The sequence below is a fragment of the Pseudomonas sp. NyZ201 genome (assembly GCF_049860765.1).
GTDB classification, from domain to species: Bacteria; Pseudomonadota; Gammaproteobacteria; order Pseudomonadales; family Pseudomonadaceae; genus Aquipseudomonas; species Aquipseudomonas bharatica.
The window spans coordinates 1,892,228-1,912,567 of sequence record NZ_CP187557.1 but is presented as its reverse complement, the minus strand read 5'-3'; the positions used below and the strand labels follow the sequence as shown (position 1 = coordinate 1,912,567).

At 54.6% G+C, this 20,340-nt stretch carries 18 protein-coding genes; 7 read left to right on the top strand and 11 right to left on the bottom strand.

The genetic code is table 11. The features are described 5' to 3' along the window. Nucleotides 1-16: 16 nt before the first annotated feature. The 9 genes from ACPFMA_RS08620 to ppsA form a co-directional block, all read right to left on the bottom strand. Nucleotides 17-1,057 (bottom strand): OmpA family protein, encoded by a 1,041-nt coding sequence (locus ACPFMA_RS08620; RefSeq protein WP_064303542.1) that lies wholly within the window; start codon nt 1,055-1,057, stop codon nt 17-19. Nucleotides 1,058-1,168: 111 nt separating this feature from the next. Then, a complete protein-coding gene (gene sigX, locus ACPFMA_RS08615; protein WP_009404511.1) occupies nt 1,169-1,735 on the bottom strand; it encodes an RNA polymerase sigma factor SigX in 567 nt (188 codons plus the stop codon). 113 nt (nt 1,736-1,848) lie between these two features. Continuing rightward, complete coding sequence (locus ACPFMA_RS08610; RefSeq protein WP_279899155.1) at nt 1,849-2,673, bottom strand: mechanosensitive ion channel family protein; 825 nt, start codon at nt 2,671-2,673, stop codon at nt 1,849-1,851. 2 nt (nt 2,674-2,675) lie between these two features. Beyond that, nucleotides 2,676-2,921 carry a hypothetical protein gene (locus ACPFMA_RS08605; RefSeq protein ID WP_009404506.1) on the bottom strand — a complete coding sequence of 82 codons (246 nt, stop codon included), beginning with the start codon at nt 2,919-2,921 and terminating at the stop codon, nt 2,676-2,678. 656 nt (nt 2,922-3,577) lie between these two features. Then, nucleotides 3,578-4,573, bottom strand: coding sequence for a zinc transporter ZntB (locus tag ACPFMA_RS08600; protein ID WP_064303540.1), 996 nt, complete (start codon nt 4,571-4,573; stop codon nt 3,578-3,580). A gap of 27 nt (nt 4,574-4,600) precedes the next feature. Beyond that, complete coding sequence (gene rraA / locus ACPFMA_RS08595; protein WP_009404503.1) at nt 4,601-5,089, bottom strand: ribonuclease E activity regulator RraA; 489 nt, start codon at nt 5,087-5,089, stop codon at nt 4,601-4,603. Between the two features lie 97 nt (nt 5,090-5,186). Then, nucleotides 5,187-5,486 carry a Rieske (2Fe-2S) protein gene (locus ACPFMA_RS08590; protein WP_037061725.1) on the bottom strand — a complete coding sequence of 100 codons (300 nt, stop codon included), beginning with the start codon at nt 5,484-5,486 and terminating at the stop codon, nt 5,187-5,189. A gap of 45 nt (nt 5,487-5,531) precedes the next feature. Next, nucleotides 5,532-6,530 carry an alpha/beta fold hydrolase gene (locus ACPFMA_RS08585; protein WP_425929985.1) on the bottom strand — a complete coding sequence of 333 codons (999 nt, stop codon included), beginning with the start codon at nt 6,528-6,530 and terminating at the stop codon, nt 5,532-5,534. Nucleotides 6,531-6,964: 434 nt separating this feature from the next. Continuing rightward, nucleotides 6,965-9,340: a phosphoenolpyruvate synthase gene (gene ppsA / locus ACPFMA_RS08580; RefSeq protein ID WP_425929984.1), complete on the bottom strand. Its 2,376-nt coding sequence runs from the start codon at nt 9,338-9,340 to the stop codon at nt 6,965-6,967. Between the two features lie 188 nt (nt 9,341-9,528). On the opposite strand from ppsA, the gene ppsR reads away from it, so the two are divergent. Then, nucleotides 9,529-10,347: a posphoenolpyruvate synthetase regulatory kinase/phosphorylase PpsR gene (gene ppsR / locus ACPFMA_RS08575; RefSeq protein ID WP_425929983.1), complete on the top strand. Its 819-nt coding sequence runs from the start codon at nt 9,529-9,531 to the stop codon at nt 10,345-10,347. A 149-nt stretch (nt 10,348-10,496) separates the two neighbouring features. Next, nucleotides 10,497-11,300: an HNH endonuclease gene (locus tag ACPFMA_RS08570; protein WP_425929982.1), complete on the top strand. Its 804-nt coding sequence runs from the start codon at nt 10,497-10,499 to the stop codon at nt 11,298-11,300. Nucleotides 11,301-11,430: 130 nt separating this feature from the next. On the opposite strand, the gene ACPFMA_RS08565 is transcribed toward ACPFMA_RS08570, so the two are convergent. Both ACPFMA_RS08565 and ACPFMA_RS08560 read right to left on the bottom strand, forming a co-directional pair. After that, nucleotides 11,431-12,432 carry a restriction endonuclease gene (locus ACPFMA_RS08565; RefSeq protein ID WP_425929981.1) on the bottom strand — a complete coding sequence of 334 codons (1,002 nt, stop codon included), beginning with the start codon at nt 12,430-12,432 and terminating at the stop codon, nt 11,431-11,433. Between the two features lie 163 nt (nt 12,433-12,595). Continuing rightward, nucleotides 12,596-12,838 carry a hypothetical protein gene (locus tag ACPFMA_RS08560; RefSeq protein ID WP_425929980.1) on the bottom strand — a complete coding sequence of 81 codons (243 nt, stop codon included), beginning with the start codon at nt 12,836-12,838 and terminating at the stop codon, nt 12,596-12,598. A 796-nt stretch (nt 12,839-13,634) separates the two neighbouring features. Here ACPFMA_RS08560 and ACPFMA_RS08555 point away from each other — a divergent pair. From ACPFMA_RS08555 to ACPFMA_RS08535, 5 genes are read left to right on the top strand one after another with little or no spacing between them, the layout of a single operon-like run. Continuing rightward, on the top strand, nt 13,635-14,228 hold the full coding sequence (locus ACPFMA_RS08555) for a hypothetical protein (RefSeq protein WP_425929979.1): 594 nt from the start codon (nt 13,635-13,637) through the stop codon (nt 14,226-14,228). Beyond that, the gene (locus tag ACPFMA_RS08550; RefSeq protein WP_425929978.1) at nt 14,225-15,703 is read left to right on the top strand and encodes an N-6 DNA methylase; all 1,479 of its coding nucleotides are present in this window, start codon (nt 14,225-14,227) and stop codon (nt 15,701-15,703) included. The genes ACPFMA_RS08555 and ACPFMA_RS08550 overlap by 4 nt, the downstream gene beginning before the upstream one ends. After that, nucleotides 15,696-17,291 carry a restriction endonuclease subunit S gene (locus ACPFMA_RS08545; RefSeq protein ID WP_425929977.1) on the top strand — a complete coding sequence of 532 codons (1,596 nt, stop codon included), beginning with the start codon at nt 15,696-15,698 and terminating at the stop codon, nt 17,289-17,291. The genes ACPFMA_RS08550 and ACPFMA_RS08545 overlap by 8 nt, the downstream gene beginning before the upstream one ends. 17 nt (nt 17,292-17,308) lie before the next feature. After that, nucleotides 17,309-18,949: an AAA family ATPase gene (locus ACPFMA_RS08540; RefSeq protein ID WP_425929976.1), complete on the top strand. Its 1,641-nt coding sequence runs from the start codon at nt 17,309-17,311 to the stop codon at nt 18,947-18,949. Nucleotides 18,950-18,953: 4 nt separating this feature from the next. Further along, on the top strand, nt 18,954-19,799 hold the full coding sequence (locus ACPFMA_RS08535) for a hypothetical protein (RefSeq protein ID WP_425929975.1): 846 nt from the start codon (nt 18,954-18,956) through the stop codon (nt 19,797-19,799). Nucleotides 19,800-20,340: the final 541 nt, after the last annotated feature.

Sequence of the window (20,340 nt, the reverse complement as noted above, 5' to 3'; positions counted from 1 at the left end):
GTAGCGCTTAGACCAATTACTTGGCTTGGGCTTCTACTTGAGCTTCTACGCGACGGTTAACGGCGCGGCCAGCTTCAGTGGCGTTGTCGGCAACCGGACGGGTCTCACCGTAGCCAACCGACTGAACGCGGCTCGACTCAACACCGTACTGCTGGGTCAGAACCTGCTTAACGGCGTTTGCACGACGCTCGGACAGTTTCTGGTTGTAAGCGTCAGGACCGACGGAGTCAGTGTGACCTTCAACGGTGGTGGTGGTTTGTGGGTACTGCTTCATGAAGTCAGCCAGGTTCTTGATGTCGCCGTAGCTGTTTGGCTTCACGACCGACTTGTCGAAGTCGAACTTGACGTCCAGCTCAACGCGAACGACTTCGGCAACAGCCGGGCAGCCATCGGCGTCAACGGTAACGTTGGCCGGGGTGTCAGGGCACTTGTCGACGTTGTCGCAAACGCCGTCGTTGTCGCTGTCGGAGCAGACTTCAGCAACCGGAGCCGGTGCTGGAGCAGGTTGCTTGCCGCCGCTGCCGCCGAAGTTCAGACCAACACCAACGCTCGGGCCCCACTCGGTGTAGCCGCCGTCGATGTTGTAGTTGGCTTCAACGCCGGCACGGGCGAAGAAGTTGTCGGTGATGTACCACTTGGCACCAGCGCCCAAGTTGGCGAAGGTGGAGTGATCACGGCCGTTGCGGGTAGCTTGACCCAGGCTTTCGTGGGCGAAACCGGCCGAAACGTATGGACGGATCGGGCTGCCGACTTGACCAAAGTGGTAGGTAGCGTCCAGCTTGGCTTTGGAACCCTTGATGTCCTTGTTGAAGACTTCGCCACGAGCGTTGTGAGTCTCGTTGTAGCCCAGGTCCAGGGACAGGTCGTCGGTCAGGAAGTAGCCCAGACGCACGCCAGGGTTGGTGCCGTCATTCTTGAAGTTACGCTCACTGTCGTAGTACTGCTTGGTGACGTTGCCTTCAATTTCGACTGCGCCTTGGCCTTGAGCCAGTACGCCGAAGGAAGTGGCGGCGACCAGCGAACCAATGGCCAAGCCCAAGGTGTTTTTCAATTTCATCCGTTAAATCCCCATTTGGTGATTGTTAAGTAGTCCCCACCAATATCCGGGGGACAACTCGTCGGCAAGTTTAGCAGAACTCACCGAACCGTTAGAGAATTTTCCGACAGACTAAGTTTCCATCTGCCCGGAAAATTTCTCGCGAAGCTTGTCCAGCGCGCGCTTGTAACGCATTTTCGTTGCGCTCAAGCCCATGTGCATGATGTCGGCTATTTCCTGGAACTCCAGCTCTGCGACAAATCGCAGCACCAGGATTTCTCGGTCGATGGGGTTCACATGAACCAGCCACCTGTCCAGCCCGCCCTTCTCTTCCGGCTTCGGCGACTTCTCTTCAGAGGCCTCCTCGACCGGGTCCAGGCTCAGGGCATCCATCAACCGGCGCTTGCGTCGCTCCTTGCGGTACTGGGTAATGCACTCGTTGTAAGTGATGCTGTAGAGCCAGGTCTTGAACTTGGACTTGCCCTCGAAGTTCTTCAACCCATAGAGCACCTTCAGCATCACCTCCTGACAGACATCGTCCGCATCGCGATCGTTCCCGAGATAACGTGCACATACGTTAAAAAGGGTGCGCTGATAGCGCCGCATGAGTTCTTCATAGGCGCGGGTGACATGAAAAAGCTCCTCATGCGAACGCGCCACCAACTCCTCATCGGTGAGTTCGCGGGGGTCGTAACGCATGGGCAGCGGTGAGGTTCTATTCAAAACAAATCAGGCCGACAGTCAGGTATTCATCGCCGCCTGCCCGGAGGGGGCAGTTTTGCGGCGGCATACATTAGCAGAGATTTGCCCGGTCAGCGGCTACTGACACGCTGTTCCAGCAGGGTCCGGTTGGACAGCGAGACCAGGTCGCCTTCGTCGGTCAGCACTACCGTCTTAACCGTGCCGATCTCTTCGATCTGCCCTTCGACGTCGCCAATCCGCACGTCCTGCCCTACCTGGTACAGCTCGCGCACATAGATGCCGGCGATGATCTGCCCGGCGATCTCGCGGCTGCCCAGGCCCATGGCCAGCGCAACGGCCAGACCAACGGTAATCAGGCCAATGACGATCACGTGGTTGAGCAGGTCGGTCTTGACCTCGAGCTGGCTGATGGCCACCGAGATGCTGATGATGATCACCAGGCCCTGGGCGATGCGCCCCAGGCCGGCGGCGTATTCCAGGCCGATGCCTTCGGCGGCGCCACGCACCAGGCCGTTGGCCACCTGGGCCAGCAGCAGGCCGGCGAGCAGCACCAGGGCACCGCCGAACACTTTCGGCAGGTACAGGGCGAGCATGTCGAGGGTCGCCGACACCCGCTCCAGGCCCAGGGACTCGGCGGCGGAAACCAGGAATACCAGGAGCACGAACCAATAGACGATCTTGCCGATCAGGGTCGAGATCGGCACCTGGATGCCGACCCGGCCGAGCATCTTGGTCAGGCCGGTACCGCTCATCAGGCGGTCCAGGCCCAGCTTGGCCAGGAGTTTGGACAGCAGGGTATCGAGCAGCTTGGCGACCACGAAGCCAAGCAGCACGACCACCAGGGCGCCAAACAGGTTGGGGATGAAGTTCGCGACTTTGGTCCACAACGCGGTCATTGCGGTGACCAGGCTCTGGGTCCAGAGATCAAGTTCCATATTCAATCGGCCTTATCAGCTTTTTTGGAAGCGGTGCGGCGAACCGGCGCGACATGCGCCGAGCCATTGTTGATGGCGATCATCAGCGCCTGGCCCCAGCGGCCAAGCAGGCTGAACATATCGCCGGCGCCGACCTGGCGGTTGGCGGTTTTCAGCACACGCCCAAGGCAGGCGTCGTCATCGCGCTCCAGGGCGGAGGGCGAAGCCTTGAGCATGTCGCGCAGGGATTGTTCAAACGGATCGTGCATGGGCACCTCGCGTAATGTCTGTCAGAGACGAGGTCGCGTTGTTGCGGGTCACATGAACAATTTGGCCTGAAGCAGGTTTTGCGGCCGCCTCGGACCCTGTGGGAGCGGGTTTACCCGCGATTGCGGTGGTGAGGCCACTGTTGCTATCGCTGGCAAGCCAGCTCCCACAGGTTTCTCGGCCAGCCGCGGGTTTTGTGTTCGACACGGTCACTGTGGGAGCTGGCTTGCCAGCGATTGTGGTGGTGCGGCCACTATCGTAATCGCGGGTGAACCCGCTCCCACAGGTTTCTCGGCCAGCTGCGGGTTTTGTGTGCGACACGGTCATTGTGGGAGCTGGCTTGCCAGCGATTGTGGTGGTGCGGCCACTATCGTAATCGCGGGTGAACCCGCTCCCACAGGTTTCTCGGCCAGCCGCGGGTTTTGTGTGCGCCACGGTCATTGTGGGAGCTGGCTTGCCAGCGATTGCGGTGGTGCGGCCACTATCGTAATCGCGGGTGAACCCGCTCCCACAGGTTTCTCGGCCAGCCGCGGGTTTTGTGTTCGACACGGTCACTGTGGGAGCGGGTTTACCCGCGATTACGGTGGTGGGGCCACTGTTGCTATCGCTGGCAAGCCAGCTCCCACAGGGTTCGCGGTGTGCTTTGATCAGCATGGCGTCAAACCCACCGCAACCGGCGGAACAGCCACCATTGACCCAGGGCCAGGCCCACCACCAGCAGGCTGGCATAGAGGAAGCCATAGGGACTTTCCGACCCGGGAATCCCGCCAACATTGATGCCCAGCAGCCCGGTGACAAAACTCATCGGCAGGAAAATGCAGGTGATGATGCCGAACCGGTACATGGTCCGGTTCATCCGCTCGTTGAGCCGCCGGTCCTCGCTTTCCAGCACCAGCGCCACCCGCTCGCGGGTCAGTTCCAGCTCTTCGAGGTAGCGGATCAGGCTGTTGTTCAGCTCGTTCCAGTAGTCGGCATCATCCTCGACGAACCACGGGCATTTGTTGCGCGCCAGTTGCGCGTAGATTTCCCGCTGCGGCGCGAGAAAACGGCGCAGGCCCGCGGCGCGGCGGCGCATCTGCTGCAGGGCGCCGTGCTCCGGGGTGTAGCGTTCGTCGGCCTCGAGCTTTTCTTCCTGGTCATCGACCAGTTCCGAGAGGTCGGAAACCACCGCCTGGATCTTGTCGGTGAGCAACTGGGCCAGGCTCAGCAGCAATTCCGACGCGGTACGCGGCCCGCGTCCTTCATCCAGTTGCTGCAACAGCTCGTCGGTGGCCCGCAGCGGCCGCAGGCGCAGCGAGATCACCCGCTGCGCTTCGGCGAAGATACGCACCGAGACCATGTCTTCAGGCTCGGCACCAGGATTGAGGTTGATCCCGCGCAGGAACAGGAGCATCTGCGCATCGGGCAGCGGCAGCATGCGCGGGCGGGTGTTTTCTTCCAGCAACAGGTCGCAAGAGAATTCGTTCAGCCCGCTGTCCTGGCGCAGCCAGGTCTGGGTCTGCGGGTGGCCGCGGTCCCAGTGCAGCCAGAGGCTTTCCTCCGGCTGCAGTTCCAGGCCGTCGAGCTGCGTCCGAGCGATGGAACGCGCACCGCCCCTGCCATCGAGCACCAGGGCATGAACCAGCCCCCATTGCGCGTTTTCTTCCTCGAACATCCTTACCCCATCGTCCTGTCTGCGTGATTACTCGGGCATCTTCAGCGGGCTGGGCGAGATGATCACGCCGTTGTTGTCCGCATAGACGTATTGCCCCGGGTGGAAGGTGACACCAGCGAAGGTCACCGCGACATTCAGGTCGCCGATGCCACGCTTGTCGGTTTTCATCGGGTGGCTGGCCAGGGCCTGCACGCCGACGTCGGTCTGCGCCAGCACGTCCACGTCGCGCACGCACCCGTAGATCACCAGGCCTTCCCAGCCGTTCTTCGCCGCCTTCTCGGCGAGCATGTCGCCCAGCAGAGCACGGCGCAGCGAACCGCCACCATCGACCACCAGGACCTTGCCCTTGCCATCCAGCTCGACCTGCTCCTTGACCAGCGAGTTGTCTTCGAAGCACTTGATGGTGACGATTTCGCCGCCGAACGAATCGCGACCGCCGAAGTTGCTGAACATCGGCTCCAGCACCTGCACCAGCTCAGGGTAGGCGTCGCACAAATCGGGCGTTACGTAATGCATGGGAAAACTCCTGTCAGTACCAAGATGAATGGATGTCGGAATTCACGATCACTGAAACGGACGAAACCTGGCAATACGGCTTTAGACCAGATCCAGCCTACAGGTCAATGCCGATACGGTCACCTTCATAGGCCAGGCTGATCAGGTTCAGCGCCGCGCAGCCCGGCTGCAAGGCGCGCCCCGAGGCCAGGCTGAAGCTCAGCCCATGCCGCGGACACCTCAGCACATCGCCCTCCAGGGTTGCCGCGGCCAGCGGCGCTCCCTGGTGCGGGCAACGGTCTTCGAGCAGCACCGGCCGGTTATCCACCACCAGCAGCAACAGGGCCTGGCCGTTGACGCGGAAGGTCTTGCGATATCCGTCGTGCAGATTGATCAGACGCTCGAGGGCAACGAACATGAAAAGAACCCAGAAAATGACCAGTTATCCGAAAAGCGTCACATCTTAGCCGCTAACCACTTCCTGCGAAACTTCCGTCGACGCCGGACGCTCGACCATCGACAACGGATCGCGCAGCCAGCGCTCCACCAACGGCCAGACCTGCGCCTGCGCCGCCTTGCTCACCAGCATATCCACATGTCCGAAGTTGTCGAATCCGTGGGCCACGCCGAGGGTGACGAAGCGCTTGTCCTCGCTGCCGATCTGCTCGAACAGCTTGCGGCAGGCCCAGACCGGATCCTGGAAGTCCCCTGCCCCACCCACGGCCAATACCGGCACACGAACCTCGGCCAGGCCGGCCCACCAGTCGCGGTCCTTCTCGCCGAAACGCCCGAACAGCCCGAACCAGCGCATGCTCTCGATGGCCAGGCCGATCGGCTCGTCTTCCGGCCCACGCTTGAGCCGCGAGCCGGAAATATGCGGGAAGCGCTTGAGCAGCAGGCGACTGCCCCACTCCACCGGCGGGATCTTCAGCGGCCAATAGGTACGGCTGACCTGGGTGCCGAAGAAGGCGGCGCTGGCGATCAGCGACTCGTCCAGGTAACGCCCGCCCAGGGCCGCCGCCAGGGTGGTGCCGCCGAGGGAATGGCCGAGCCAGTGCGCCGGCTGCCCGGTCTGCTCATGAACGAAGGCGGCGATGGCCGGCAGATCGTAGCCCGCGTAGTCGGCCACGCGATTGCGCGCATAGTCGCGATTGCGCGGCGACAGGCCGTGGCCGCGCATTTCCGGAATCCACACATCGAAACCGGCCCGCGCCAGTGTGGCGCCCAGGCCAACGCCCTTTGGCGAAAACCAGAAGCGCCGGTTGGAAAAACTGCCGTGCAGAAGGATCACCGGCACGCCCCGGGCCTGTTCCTGGTCGGCCAGGCCAAGGCGGGTCAGCGCCAGCTCGACGCTCGGGTCTGGGCTGTTGCCGGCCTTCAGGCGGTACACGTCCTCGCTCAGGTCGCCGCAACGTTCGGCCCTGAGCAGGGCCACGGGAAATAGGGAGCTGCTGCTTTGCATAGGGTTCTTGTAAGAGAAAGGGCAAGTTGGGGGTTGCCAGGGGATCGCATTATGGCTGAGAGGTGGCTGGCTTGGGATATTTAGCGCCCTTGAGATCGAGCGCCGCCCGCGCGGCGCATCGCCGGCAACGCCGGCTCCCACATTTATTTCAACGTGCCATGGCCTGTGAGATTTCCGCTGTCAGCCTTTGAAGGCTCGGCTATATATCGCGCCGTACAAACAAAGCGGCCAATCTATGGCCAGGCAAATGTGGGAGCCGGCATTGCCGGCGATGCGCCGCGCGGGCGGCGCTCGATCTTAAGAACGCTGAAGATCCAAAGGCATGCACCCCGCAACCACTGCGGACTACCTGAACCATCCTAAAAACACACCCTGAATAAAAAGCAAAGCGCCGGCATCCCCGAGAGAATGCCGGCGCCGATCCAACTAGCGCATCAAGCCTGAGCCTGACCCTCGGCCAGGAAGAACCAGGTTTCCAGCACCGAGTCCGGGTTCAGGGACACGCTTTCGATGCCCTGCTCCATCAGCCACTTGGCGAGATCCGGGTGGTCCGAAGGGCCCTGGCCGCAGATGCCGATGTACTTGCCGGCCTTGTTGCACGCCTGGATGGCGTTGGCCAGCAGCTTCTTGACCGCCGGGTTACGTTCATCGAACAGGTGGGCGATGATCCCGGAGTCGCGGTCCAGGCCCAGGGTCAGCTGGGTCAGGTCGTTGGAGCCGATGGAGAAGCCGTCGAAGTATTCGAGGAACTCGTCCGCCAGGATGGCGTTGGACGGCAGCTCGCACATCATGATCACGCGCAGGCCGTTGACGCCGCGGCCCAGGCCGTTCTCGGCGAGCAGGTCGACCACCTGGCTGGCTTCGCCCAGGGTACGCACGAACGGCACCATGATCTCGACGTTGGTCAGGCCCATCTCGTTGCGCACACGCTTCAGCGCACGGCATTCCAGCTCGAAGCAGTCACGGAACGACTCGCTGATGTAGCGCGACGCACCGCGGAAGCCCAGCATCGGGTTCTCTTCTTCCGGCTCGTACAGCCTGCCGCCGATCAGGTTGGCGTATTCGTTGGACTTGAAGTCCGACAGACGCACGATGACCTTCTTCGGCCAGAACGCCGCGGCCAAGGTGCTGATGCCCTCGACCAGCTTCTCGACGTAGAAATCGACCGGATCGTTGTAGCCGGCGATGCGCTTGTCGACGCTGTCCTTCAGCTCTTGCGGCAGGCCCGCGTAGTTCAGCAGTGCCTTGGGGTGCACGCCGATCATGCGGTTGATGATGAATTCCAGACGGGCCAGGCCCACACCTGCGTTCGGCAACTGGGCGAAGTCGAAGGCGCGGTCCGGGTTGCCGACGTTCATCATGATCTTGAACGGCAGCTCGGGCATGGCGTCCACCGAGTTCTGACGCACATCGAAGCCCAGCTCGCCTTCGAAGATGAAACCGGTATCGCCTTCGGCGCAGGAAACTGTCACGCCCTGGCCGTCTTTCAGCACCTGGGTGGCGTTGCCGCAACCGACCACCGCCGGAATACCCAGCTCACGGGCGATGATCGCCGCGTGGCAGGTACGGCCGCCGCGGTTGGTCACGATGGCGCTGGCGCGCTTCATCACCGGTTCCCAGTCCGGGTCGGTCATGTCGGAAACCAGCACGTCGCCCGGCTGGACCTTGTCCATTTCCGATACGTCGTGGATCACACGGACCTTACCAGCGCCGATGCGCTGACCAATGGCACGGCCTTCGACCAGCACGGTGCCCTTCTCTTTCAGCAGGTAGCGCTCCATCACATTGGCGCTGGCGCGGCTCTTCACGGTTTCAGGACGGGCCTGGACGATGTACAGCTTGCCGTCGTCGCCGTCTTTGGCCCACTCGATGTCCATGGGACGCTGGTAGTGCTTCTCGATGATCATCGCCTGCTTGGCCAGCTCGGCCACTTCGGCGTCGGTCAGGCAGAAACGCGCGCGGTCGGCGCGGTCCACATCCACCACCTTGACCGAACGACCGGCCTTGGCTTCGTCGCCGTAGACCATCTTGATCGCCTTGCTGCCCAGGTTGCGGCGCAGGATGGCCGGGCGGCCGGCTTCGAGGGTGTTCTTGTGGACGTAGAACTCGTCCGGGTTGACCGCGCCTTGCACCACGGTCTCACCCAGGCCGTAGGCACCGGTAATGAAGACCACGTCGCGGAAGCCCGATTCGGTATCCAGGGTGAACATCACCCCGGCCGTTCCGGTTTCCGAACGCACCATGCGCTGCACGCCGGCAGACAGGGCCACCAGCTTATGGTCGAAGCCCTGGTGCACGCGGTAGGAAATGGCGCGGTCGTTGAAGAGGGAGGCGAACACCTCCTTGGCCGCGCGGATCACGTTATCCACGCCACGGATATTAAGGAAGGTTTCCTGCTGGCCGGCGAAGGACGCATCGGGCAGGTCTTCGGCGGTGGCGGAGGAACGCACGGCCACGGCCATGTTCTCGTTGCCGTTGGCCATAGCGGCGAAGGCGGTACGGATTTCAGCGTCCAGGCGCGCCGGGAACTCGGCTTCCATCACCCACTGGCGGATCTGCGCGCCGGTCTTGGCCAGGGCGTTCACGTCGTCCACATCCAGCGCATCGAGTGCGGCATGGATCTTGTCGTTCAGGCCACTCTGCTCGAGGAAGTCACGGTACGCCTGAGCCGTAGTGGCAAAGCCGCCCGGTACCGAAACACCGGCACCTGCGAGGTTACTGATCATCTCGCCCAGGGATGCGTTCTTGCCCCCCACATGCTCCACATCATGGACGCCGAGCTTATCGAGGGAAACTACGTACTCTACCAAGGTGATCTCTCCACTAACTGTATTGGAAAAGCTCAGGACGCCGGCGAATCCCCGCTGGGGCTGGCCGGGCGCTTGTGGCCTGGACCTGGAAAATAAGTGAGAATGCCGACGATGTCGTTACGATGGCGTTCGGCAAACCGAACCTATCATATCCAAGAATCGTCACCAGCTTAAGGCCCATGGCGCAAATGAAACGATCCGCCTTCTTCATTTCCGACGGCACCGGCATCACCGCGGAGACCCTCGGGCAAAGTCTTCTAGCCCAATTCGAGAACATTCCGTTCAACAAGTTCACCCGCCCGTACATCGACAGCGTCGACAAGGCCCAGGTGATGGTGCAGCAGATCAACGCCGCGGCCGAGCGTGACGGCGTACGCCCGATCATCTTCGACACCATCGTCAACCAGGACATCCGCGAGGTGCTCGCCACCTCCAACGGCTTCATGATCGACATCTTCTCCACCTTCCTCGCCCCGCTGGAACAGGAGCTGACGGCCCACTCGTCGTATTCCGTAGGCAAATCCCACTCGATCGGTGGGAATTCCAACTACATGGAACGGATCGAGGCGGTGAACTTCGCGCTGGACAACGACGACGGCGCGCGCACGCACTACTACGACAAGGCGGACCTCATCCTGGTGGGGGTATCGCGGTGCGGCAAGACGCCGACTTGTCTGTACATGGCTATGCAGTTTGGGATTCGGGCGGCGAACTATCCCCTCACAGAGGACGATATGGAGCGGCTGCAACTGCCGGCGGCGTTGAAGAATCATCAGCACAAGCTGTTTGGCCTGACTATCGATCCGGACCGGTTGACGGCTATTCGGCATGAGCGGAAGCCTAATAGTCGGTATGCGAGCTTTGCGCAGTGCGAGTTCGAGGTAAGGGAGGTGGAGAATCTGTTCCGGCGGGAGAATATTCCGCATATCAACTCCACGCATTTTTCGGTGGAGGAGATTTCGGCGAAGATTTTGGTGGAGAAAGGGGTGGAGCGGCGCTTCAAGTGACCCCGTAACGCCGCATTCCAGGTAGGAGCGTGGCTTGCCCGCGAAGGACCGCAAAGCGGTCCCCCTACGAACGTATAAATCCGCAAACAGGCTGTAGGAAATTTCCTCTTTTTTGATAGGCTTTTGCCATCACCAAAGAGGGAATGGAAATGCCTGTCGTCATCACCGAAAACGACACCTCACAGTGGGAAGACCAAACAGGCTCCGTCTATCACTTCCCCAAGCGTTACCGAGGTTTGGTTGTCGAGGGAACCGAGGTGGTCTATTACAAGGGCCGTATGAAGGACAAAGCCTTCGCCTCCGCCCGACTCAGTCGCGCTCCGCATTATTTCGGTATTGCTCGTATCGGCAAGGTCTACCCAGACCGGCGTGATAACAAAGGTAACTCTTTCGCCCTGATCGAAAACTTCACCCCGTTTGAACGTGCTGTGCCTGCGAAAATCAACGGAGGGTACCTGGAGACCATCCCGGCCAACCTAGTGAACAACTATTGGCGCATAGCAGTTCGGCGCATTTCCCAGGAAGGCTATGACTCTATCCTCGACCACACAACGCTGTTGTCGGCACAGGTCAGTACTGCAGCGCAAGACACCGAGGAAGATCAGCTCATATTTGAGTCGGCTCAGGAAGGAAACCCGATCACTTACTTTGGAACCCGTTACGAACGCCGAAAGGACCTAAGAACGAAAGCTATCGCTATCCACGGGCTTGAGTGCAAGGCGTGTGGGTTTGATTTCGAGCAAGCCTACGGCGAGCACGCGAAGGGCTTTATCCACGTCCACCATGTGGTGCCGATTTCGGACTTCGGCGGAGAGAAAGAGGTGGTTCCTGAAACTGACCTCGTGACGCTGTGTGCAAACTGCCACGCGGTAGTGCATCGGAAGCGGGATATGACGTTGAGTCTTGATGAGTTGAAAGGGATGGTGCGTTGGCGGTGGGTAGTCGACGCTTAACGCCGCATCAGATCGTGATCGTCTGACAGCTTGGCAGCGCCCTTCCCCACGCCAGCAAATATCAAAAAAGACGTCCGAGGACGTCTTTTTTGATTGGAATGAGATCAACGACCAGGGATTGGGAATCCGTTCACGCAGGAACGTAAAAGTAGGTCAACGGCACCAAGCGCTTGGTCTCAGGATCCGTCGCCGGATAATGAGCCATCAGCGTTCGAGCAAGTTCGTCTAGCGTCCACATAGTCAGGTGAACGTTCGCCCGCTCTCCTTCATATAAAGCTTCTTTTGTGAAACCTCCGGTACTCACATAAAGCCCCCGGTCGTCTTTGTGCCGACCGCCCAAGAAGCTACGAATCTCGTTGCTCCCCATGCGGGCATTTCTATGCTTCACCTCTACTACAATCCGAGGCGGCTCAAATCCAAAACCGTCAGGAGAAGCGATGATGTCTTTTCCACGATCAGCCCCGGCCGGTGATACGAGAGTTTTGTAGCCCATGGCACGCAGGATTCCGGCAACCAGCTCCTGCATTTCAGACCAATCCAGGGCGTTGATCTGATCCTTGATCCGCTCGAAAGCTATTTCCTGGACACCCTTCAACGGGTCTTCCAAGGTTTCCACATCTTCAATCGGATCTTTGGGAGTACCGGAAATCTTCTTACCAGTCGCAAGTGCCAGTAACTCTTTCTGCGCCTCTTCTGCGACGTTGAACACAGTCAGCGTGGACCCCAGACTGTTTCTGCTCGCACCGGTTAATTTGTCGCGATCAACCTCCTCCACGTACCAGTCGACGGGCCTGGTGAAAGACATACCTTCGTCCGCCAGATCAGGGCGAAGCTGACACGCCCCGGTGAAACGACCCACCAGATAGGTACGGTTCGCAGGAGAATAGGTGACGACCGTATCGCCTACGCTGATCTCGTTAACAAATCGGAAAACCTGTGAGGCACCTGATACGGCACTTGCGTCCTTGATCCCAGGCTGAACCTCTTTATAGGCCTGAATCAATGCCTTTCGGGACACTCCAGGCTTCGCAACCTGCGCTAACTGAGCCCACCCAATTGCGGCGAGATTACGATCCCTGAAATCGTCATAAAGACGGCCGCCATCACCCCGAATCATCCACATCGCCGGCATGCTAATACTCAATACGTCCATGAAGTCGAGACGAGACTGTAGCAATGAGGGTCATCTTTGTGAATTGAACAGCGAGGTGGACGATATCTTTATCCATCTAAAGGCCATGGAGCCCGGCGATGCTGAGCATCAAGCTATCAGTCGCCGGCCTCCACGGAGCTTCCTACACGGTCACAGTCACAGGAGAAGCAGCTACCGCAAGCGCCAACAGCGCCTTGGAAATTCTCATGTTCAGCCGTGCGCTATCGAGCATTTCCTTGTGGCGAGCACCGGGCGGGTCAGGAAGGTAAGCAGAGTCAAGGATTGCTCTGTTGAGATGTTCCGCGGCTCGCTTGATCGCTTCCTCGTGGGAGAGGCCGGGGCCGACGCAGAGAACAGGGGGTGGATCGGGGACAAGCTTTTTCATGGCGATTCTTCCTTTGTAATCGAATTTATCGCCACACATCGCTGCTATACGAAGGGTGGCGACTGTACGTGGGTAGCAGACCGAGACAAAGGAAAAACCCGGCGCGCACAAAGGCGCCCACACGCACAGCCGCCATAGGAGGTTGCTAGTGGTTACCTTTGTTCGGACTGCTAATCCGGTCGTCGATTTTGCGACGACTGGCGAAGACTAAGCAGAATTTCCCTGAGGCGCAACCACCAGGCTTGACCGATAAGTATGCTTAGGAAATTGCCTACAATAAAGTGGGAAATCAGCAATATTAAACAAAACGTGACATTAAAGTAATGCCTCACCACGTTAAAGACAATCAAGATGTTTCCATGTATCGCGGATTGCTGGCGCACCAGCTAAGCCATCAATCAACGCACGCCCTCGAAACCAGCTAGCCACAAATCCGCAAAGCGCTAAACCCTTCAAGAATCTAAATTCTCGATCACTACTCTAAAGCTCTCCAATTGAGCATCCACAGCGCCATACCCAGGCCAATCCCCACCGATGGGCACTGACTTTCTACACCCGCCCCCCTTTCGAACCATTGTATGACCGATTTCGAGCCTATGCCGTAGCTTGACCTCATCGAATGGTAAGTAGAACGTGCCATCAGCCCTCGACGATAGCTTGATCTGGGATCCAAAGCTCAGGTTCGAGCCTCAAAAGCGGTGCTCAACCTAGACAAAAAGCAGAGCAAGCTCCATAATCGCTCTCTTTTAGGTCAAAATAAAGAGAGTCCGTTTGACTCACGTGAGACTCTTTCGTCATGACTAAAGCTGATTTGGTTTTGCAGTTGTCCAGATTACCAAATTTCACCTGGAATTTTGGGCAATTGCCATCAGTACTCCTACGATTTGTCGGAGCATGGGGTCGCGTATTGGGAATAGCCGACTCTACCGAGAGTATCTTTAAAAAATCAGATAGTTTTTCAGCGACGGTGGCAAATAGAGATTCTTTTCCCTACTCATTATGTTGCCACGACAAGAAAGCCCTCACTATACCGATCGCTCAAATAAGCGCCGACCAGCTAAAACCGACCAAAGCTGAGCGATACCGCTTGCGTTACTTGTCACCTACCAACAATGAACACTTACTAGCTAACCGTATTAAAATCGATCAATTCCGCGACAAACAAGTCACGCAAGCCATAGCACCTAATCAATTAATCGGCCATGAAAAAATATTCCCTCAAAGCAAAATTAATAAACAAAGAACTCAAAACACACACTTTATTAAAGTCATCACCACGTTCAAACAGATTTATCTACAGCGTATAATCGCTGAAAAACGAAAAAACCATTACAAGATAATCCAACCTGGTAGCTTATGCTATCCGACACCCAAATTGAGTACCGCATGACTAACATCGACATCGTCCATAAACTTTGGAGCCTGTGCGACGTATTGCGCGATGACGGCATCAACTACAGCGACTACGTAACCGAACTTGTTTTACTACTATTTATAAAAATGGAATATGAACAAGTCAAGAACAACTCAAATTTCAAACACAAGCTACCAGAGAGCTGCCGCTGGACTGACCTCACCAGCAAGTCCGGTGCATGCCGCTTAGACTACTACAGACATATGTTAGCAAACCTAGGCTCGAGTGCCGACCCGCTGATCGCTGCCATATATTCAGATGCACAGACTCGCCTCATTGAACCACATCACTTCGATCAGCTAATTAAGAATCTTGACGCTATTGATTGGTTTAGCGCTCACCAAGATGGCCTTGGAGATTTATATGAGGGCCTGCTTGCAAAAAATGCAAGTGAAACAAAATCAGGCGCGGGCCAATATTTCACAACGCGCCCATTGATCGATAGCATTATCCGTGTCATCCAACCAAAGCCTGGTGAAATTATTCAAGATCCGGCCGCTGGAACAGCTGGATTTCTAATTGCGGCAGATACCTACATTAAGCAAAACAGTAACAATCACGAAGATCTGGACGAGCACAGCCGGCACTTCCAGCGCAACGAAGCTTTTGTCGGTGTTGAGTTAGTTCCGGGTACTCGCCGACTAGCACTGATGAATTGTTTACTGCATGGAATTGAAGGAAATAACGAGGGTGCTATACGATTAGGCAATACTCTTACTCAAACCGGAGTAGACCTGCCCAAAGCTGACCTAATTCTGTCCAACCCTCCTTTTGGCACCGCCAAGGGCGGCGGCGGCCCGACACGGGAAGACCTTACATACAAGACAAGCAATAAACAGCTCGCTTTCCTTCAACATATTTATCACGGGCTAAAGCCCGGCGGGAGGGCCGCGGTTGTAGTGCCAGATAATGTTCTATTCGATGCAGGCGTTGGGACTGAAGTTCGCCGAGAGTTAATGGAAAAGTGCAATTTGCATACTATCCTCAGGCTTCCTACTGGAATATTTTATGCTCAAGGAGTAAAGACAAATGTACTCTTCTTCCAAAAAAAACGCATAGAAAATATCAAACACCAGGAGCCCTTCACTCAACGAGTGTGGGTGTATGACTTGCGTAGCAATATGCCCAACTTCGGAAAACGCACCATTTTTGAAGCCAGCCATCTCAAGGCTTTTGAGGAAGCATACGGAAACGACCCAAATGGAAACAGTCCTCGAACGGAAAATGTAGACGGCATTGGTAAACTAAGTCGTTTTCGAGTATTTACTCGTGAAGAAATCCGAGAGCGAGGTGACTCATTGGATATCAGCTGGCTAAAAAATTCAGACAGCCTCAACGCAACCGACATAGCATCACCGGAAGTACTCGCAGGAGAAATAATGAGCGAGCTTACCGAGGCACTTCATGAACTTGAGCAAATCATGCAAGAACTGGAGACTAGACATGCCTAAAACTCCGGATTCTTGGCTTACCGTAACACTTGGCGAAGTAGTTGAATATGGAAGAGTAACCACCGTCCAACCACAGGATATGACTCCATCAGCATTATTGATTGAGCTTGAAGATATTGAGCGAGACACCTCAAGAATAACAGCAGTTAGAACTGTAGAAGAGCGAAACCCTAAAAGCTCAAAAAACAAATTTAAATCTGGGCAGATCCTGTACGGAAAGCTACGCCCTTATTTAAATAAAGTCATAAAGGCAGATCAGGATGGTTATTGCTCAACTGAAATAATCCCCATATCGGCCGGACTAATTGATCGTGACTTTCTATTTTTTTCTTTAAAGTCGCCAGCGTTTCTTGACTACGTGAAAGAGGCCTCTCACGGCATGGGAATGCCGCGCTTAGGCACACCTAAAGCCAAAGCTGCTCCTTTTACGCTGCCCCCTCTTAGCGAGCAGATTTACATTTCCAAAAAGTTGGAAAACTTAGTCAAAAAAATTGATTCGATCAGATCTAAAATTGACGCAATTCCTCTTAAAATTAAATGCTTCCGCCAATCCGTGTTCACAGCCGCTGCATCTGGTAGACTTACAGAGAACTGGTCGAATACTGAGCACTCGCCGTGGCCTTTGCGGAAAGCAATAGATGTTTGTGAGAAAGTTCAAAGTGGAGGAACACCAAAAAATGGATTTTCACCAACCGGAATTCCGTTTTTAAAGGTCTACAACATAGTAGATCAAAAAATTAGCTTTGACTATAAACCCCAGTTTATTGAACACTCTGTACATAAAAGCTCTGCATCAAAGTCAATTACATTGCCTGGTGATGTCATTATGAACATTGTAGGCCCTCCCCTGGGTAAGATTGCCATAATTCCGAACACGTACCCAGAATGGAATATCAACCAGGCGATTGTATTATTTCGACCGAGCAATGAAATATCATCCGGCTGGCTAAACATCATACTAGAAGGAGGAGAAAATCTAAAAAATATAATGCACGACACAAAGGGCTCGGCAGGCCAGATAAATATTTCTTTATCTCAGTGTAGAAATTTTTTATTCCCTGTTCCACCTATAGAAGTGCAAAATGAAATAGTTCGACGCACTGAAAAGCTTCTCGCTTTCGCCGACCAGATTGAAGAAAAAATTTCTGACGCCCGTGAGAATATTGACCACCTTCTGCACAGTATCTTCACTCGAGCCTTCAGCGGCGAACTCACAAGCGACTGGCGAGCGAAGAATCCAGACTTAATTAGTGGTAAGAACAGTGCAGTATCATTATTGGAAAGAATAGAGGCTGGAAGAAAGCCGTTGACTCAACGGTCAACCCCCAAGAAAAGTGGTAAAAAAAGCATGAAGGCTAAGTTTCTAAGCGACCAACCTAGAACAGTAGTAGATGCGTTAAAAGAATCAGGAGGGCCTTTAAGTGGTCAACAGCTTCTGTCCGCCGCTGGTTATCCTACTGACGCCAGCGTAGAGCAAATTGAACAATTCTTTCTTGACATTCGAGCGGCGTTGAACTCAGAGAAAATTGTAAAACAGTACCGAGATGGCGACGGGCAGGACTGGTTTGCCTTGACAGCGAAAAAGTAAACCGCTAGGGATGGCTGATGAAAATCGATAAGTTACATATTCGATCGCGTTTCAAAAATCTAGAGGATGTTCTAGTTGAATTCGACGAGAATAATTTGATGACTGTTATTGTCGGACGTAATGGCTCCGGCAAGTCCAATGTACTGGAAGCACTGGTATCGATTTTCCGAAATTTAGACTTGGGTGAAGCTCCTCCATTCTCTTATCATCTAGTTTATAGGCTCGGACAAAAACCTCACGAGGGAAGTCCTAGTGAAAAGTGGCTAGAGGTCACAGTTGATGGAGAGCCTAGCCGAGGCACTCTGGCTAAACAGTACGAAATCAAGGTCTTAGATCTACTATCTGCTTGGCCCTCTGACCTGGCCGACGAAAAATTTAGCTTAACCGTTCCCTTTTCAAAAATCAAAAGAGACAAATACGGTAATGCACCTTACTTGCCTAAGTACGTTTTTGCGTACTACTCAGGCCCAAGCGATAGACTTGAAAAATACTTTCAAAGGCACCGCACAGCCTTTTATAAAAAATTACTAGAAAGCAAAGTTGATCTCACGGGCGATATTCGTCCATTATTCTACGCCAAGCCGAATCATAGCCAGTTTGTATTACTTGCTTTCTTTCTTACCGATAAGAATGAAACTCAGAGCAGCTTTCTCCGAGAACATCTCGGCATCGAGGGGCTGGACAGCATCCATTTCGTGATGAGGCGGGCAGCCTGGACTCAACCTGATAAAAAGAAAGAGCTTTTCTGGGGAGCGTTTGGCGTAGTCAGAAAATTCTTAGATGCTCTATATCCTCATGTAATAGCCCCAGTTAAAATTGAGCGAAATGAGGGAATGACTTCAACAGGGAAAGGAAACAAGAATGAATTCTTCCATTTATTTCTGCCGAGTTTAGATTCCCTACGTGAATTTGCTGATGGTTTGACCGCTGCTGAACTATTCAAGATGCTGGAAAGCACGCTGCTTTCAGAAATAATTTCAGAAGTCAGCATACGTGTAAAAGTTTCCAGTAGCGACGACGCGTTGACATTTCGCGAGCTAAGCGAAGGCGAACAACAGCTACTAACAGTGCTAGGGTTGTTACGATTCACGGGTGGCAAAGACTCGCTATTTTTGTTAGATGAGCCTGACACCCATTTAAATCCGTCTTGGGCTATAAAATACCTGCAATTCCTACGCGATTTTGTTCCGAACCACGAAACTAGCCATTTGCTTATGGTTACGCATCACCCACTAGCAATAGCCGAGCTCAAAAGGCAGCAAGTGCAGGTAATGTGGAGAGATGATAACTACAGGATTCACTCAAGAGAGCCACATGTTGATCCCCGAGGCATTGGATTCATGTCAACATTGACAGAGGTATTCGGGCTCAATACAACCTTGGACTTAGAAACTCAGAAACTTGTAGATGAACGCAACGAACTGGCACATATTCAAGCGCGCTCCCCTGCCCAGGATGACGATTTGGCCGTTCTTAACGACGAACTTAATCGACTAGGTTTTTCGTTCGAAAACAGAGAACCACTTTACAATGAATTCCTTCTGGCTTGGCAGGATTTGCGCTATGCCGAAAAACCGCCGCTAACTCCGGACAAAGCGGCAAAAAGGCGCGAAGCAATGAAGGTGGTCATCAATACTCTGCTGGAAAAGAGGTTCTGAGCAAATGATTTATATCGCCAGAAATGCCGATGTTATCCCTCAGAAGATACTTGAAGTCGCATTGCGTGCTCAGGAAGAATTAGAAAACCTACCGATTGACAAAAGAAAAAATTACATAAAGAGCAAGTCACACATATGGCGCGGCTTCGCAAAGTACCTTTCAAAGATGTCACATGGGAAGTGCTGGTACTCTGAGGCGAAGGACGCTGGTGCAAACTTTGATGTCGATCACTTTCGTCCTAAGTCAGAGGCTAAGCGTAGTGACGGATTAGTAGACGAACAGGGATATGCGTGGCTTGCCTTCAACTGGGAAAACTTTCGCCTTTCAGCCCAGAACTGCAACCGTCTCAATAGGGATGAAGATAGCGAGATCACTGTAGGCAAGGGAAGCTGGTTTCCATTACTGGACGGTAGTAAAAAAGCAACCTGGGACGATCGTTGCACTAACGATGAATTACCCTTACTGCTCGACCCCTTGGTAAAAAACGACTTAGATTTTATTGACTTCGATGATCGCGGCCTTTTTGTGAAAAGCTTCTTCTGCGTTGGATTGCAAGCGCGGCGAATTAGAGACTCCGCCGTTATCTACGGACTAAATTTAGAGCGCATGAGAGAAGCCCGGTTTGCGGCAATGAAAGAGGCAAAGGACCTCTACGAAACCATCCAAATCAGCGTCGAAGATCTGGATGTGCAGGGCGATCAAGCCTCAATGAAAGCAATTGTACGACAAATTGAAATGCTGAAAGCAAAGACTCGTGCAGACGCAGCATTCAGCCGCGCAGTTCGCGTACAACTTCAGAAGCTTGGCGCGTCAGACCTCTTTATAGATAGAAATATGGATGCAGCATAAACATTAAGCATCGTAAAAGCCAAAGACTGTACCAAAAGCACGCCATATATGTTGTTTGGCATTTCTTAATCATGGAGATTGAGAGTAAAGGGTCAACGTGAGTGCAGCATTACGCTGAGGCTTTCTATAGCCATATGACTTTCTCTCAACAAAATTAAAAGGCCCCGGCATCATTGCCAGGGCCCATGTATTTCGCCTCAGACCATCAAAATGGCTGTACTGGCGATTGCCACTAGCATCAGAAGCCACCTGTTCAACATTGAAGTGTGATCGTCAGATCACTCTCCTGGTCGAAGACATTGTGGTCTGCCCCTAGCCCCTATCCCCAATTCCTCGGGCTGCTCGTCGCAAACAGAGCCGAAGAGTGGAAAATGCTATTTCATGGGAGGGTGCTCCAAAATAGTATCCTAGAGACAATGCAAATTAGATTAATCAAATAAATCAATAAGATAATAGCTTAATTCAACGTTCTTCAGTGCAGCCAAGCCTGCTACCGATTAGCAGTTAAAACCTAAAAAAAGGCCCCGGCATCACTGCCAGG

Coding starts and splice junctions, on each gene's coding strand:
- ACPFMA_RS08620 (WP_064303542.1), bottom strand. CDS start 1,057: ATGAAATTGAAAAACACCTTGGGCTTGGCCATTGGTTCGCTGGTCGCC.
- sigX (WP_009404511.1), bottom strand. CDS start 1,735: ATGCGTTACGACCCCCGCGAACTCACCGATGAGGAGTTGGTGGCGCGT.
- ACPFMA_RS08610 (WP_279899155.1), bottom strand. CDS start 2,673: ATGGAACTTGATCTCTGGACCCAGAGCCTGGTCACCGCAATGACCGCG.
- ACPFMA_RS08605 (WP_009404506.1), bottom strand. CDS start 2,921: ATGCACGATCCGTTTGAACAATCCCTGCGCGACATGCTCAAGGCTTCG.
- ACPFMA_RS08600 (WP_064303540.1), bottom strand. CDS start 4,573: ATGTTCGAGGAAGAAAACGCGCAATGGGGGCTGGTTCATGCCCTGGTG.
- rraA (WP_009404503.1), bottom strand. CDS start 5,089: ATGCATTACGTAACGCCCGATTTGTGCGACGCCTACCCTGAGCTGGTG.
- ACPFMA_RS08590 (WP_037061725.1), bottom strand. CDS start 5,486: ATGTTCGTTGCCCTCGAGCGTCTGATCAATCTGCACGACGGATATCGC.
- ACPFMA_RS08585 (WP_425929985.1), bottom strand. CDS start 6,530: ATGCAAAGCAGCAGCTCCCTATTTCCCGTGGCCCTGCTCAGGGCCGAA.
- ppsR (WP_425929983.1), top strand. CDS start 9,529: ATGAAACGATCCGCCTTCTTCATTTCCGACGGCACCGGCATCACCGCG.
- ACPFMA_RS08570 (WP_425929982.1), top strand. CDS start 10,497: ATGCCTGTCGTCATCACCGAAAACGACACCTCACAGTGGGAAGACCAA.
- ACPFMA_RS08565 (WP_425929981.1), bottom strand. CDS start 12,432: ATGCCGGCGATGTGGATGATTCGGGGTGATGGCGGCCGTCTTTATGAC.
- ACPFMA_RS08560 (WP_425929980.1), bottom strand. CDS start 12,838: ATGAAAAAGCTTGTCCCCGATCCACCCCCTGTTCTCTGCGTCGGCCCC.
- ACPFMA_RS08555 (WP_425929979.1), top strand. CDS start 13,635: ATGACTAAAGCTGATTTGGTTTTGCAGTTGTCCAGATTACCAAATTTC.
- ACPFMA_RS08550 (WP_425929978.1), top strand. CDS start 14,225: ATGACTAACATCGACATCGTCCATAAACTTTGGAGCCTGTGCGACGTA.
- ACPFMA_RS08545 (WP_425929977.1), top strand. CDS start 15,696: ATGCCTAAAACTCCGGATTCTTGGCTTACCGTAACACTTGGCGAAGTA.
- ACPFMA_RS08540 (WP_425929976.1), top strand. CDS start 17,309: ATGAAAATCGATAAGTTACATATTCGATCGCGTTTCAAAAATCTAGAG.
- ACPFMA_RS08535 (WP_425929975.1), top strand. CDS start 18,954: ATGATTTATATCGCCAGAAATGCCGATGTTATCCCTCAGAAGATACTT.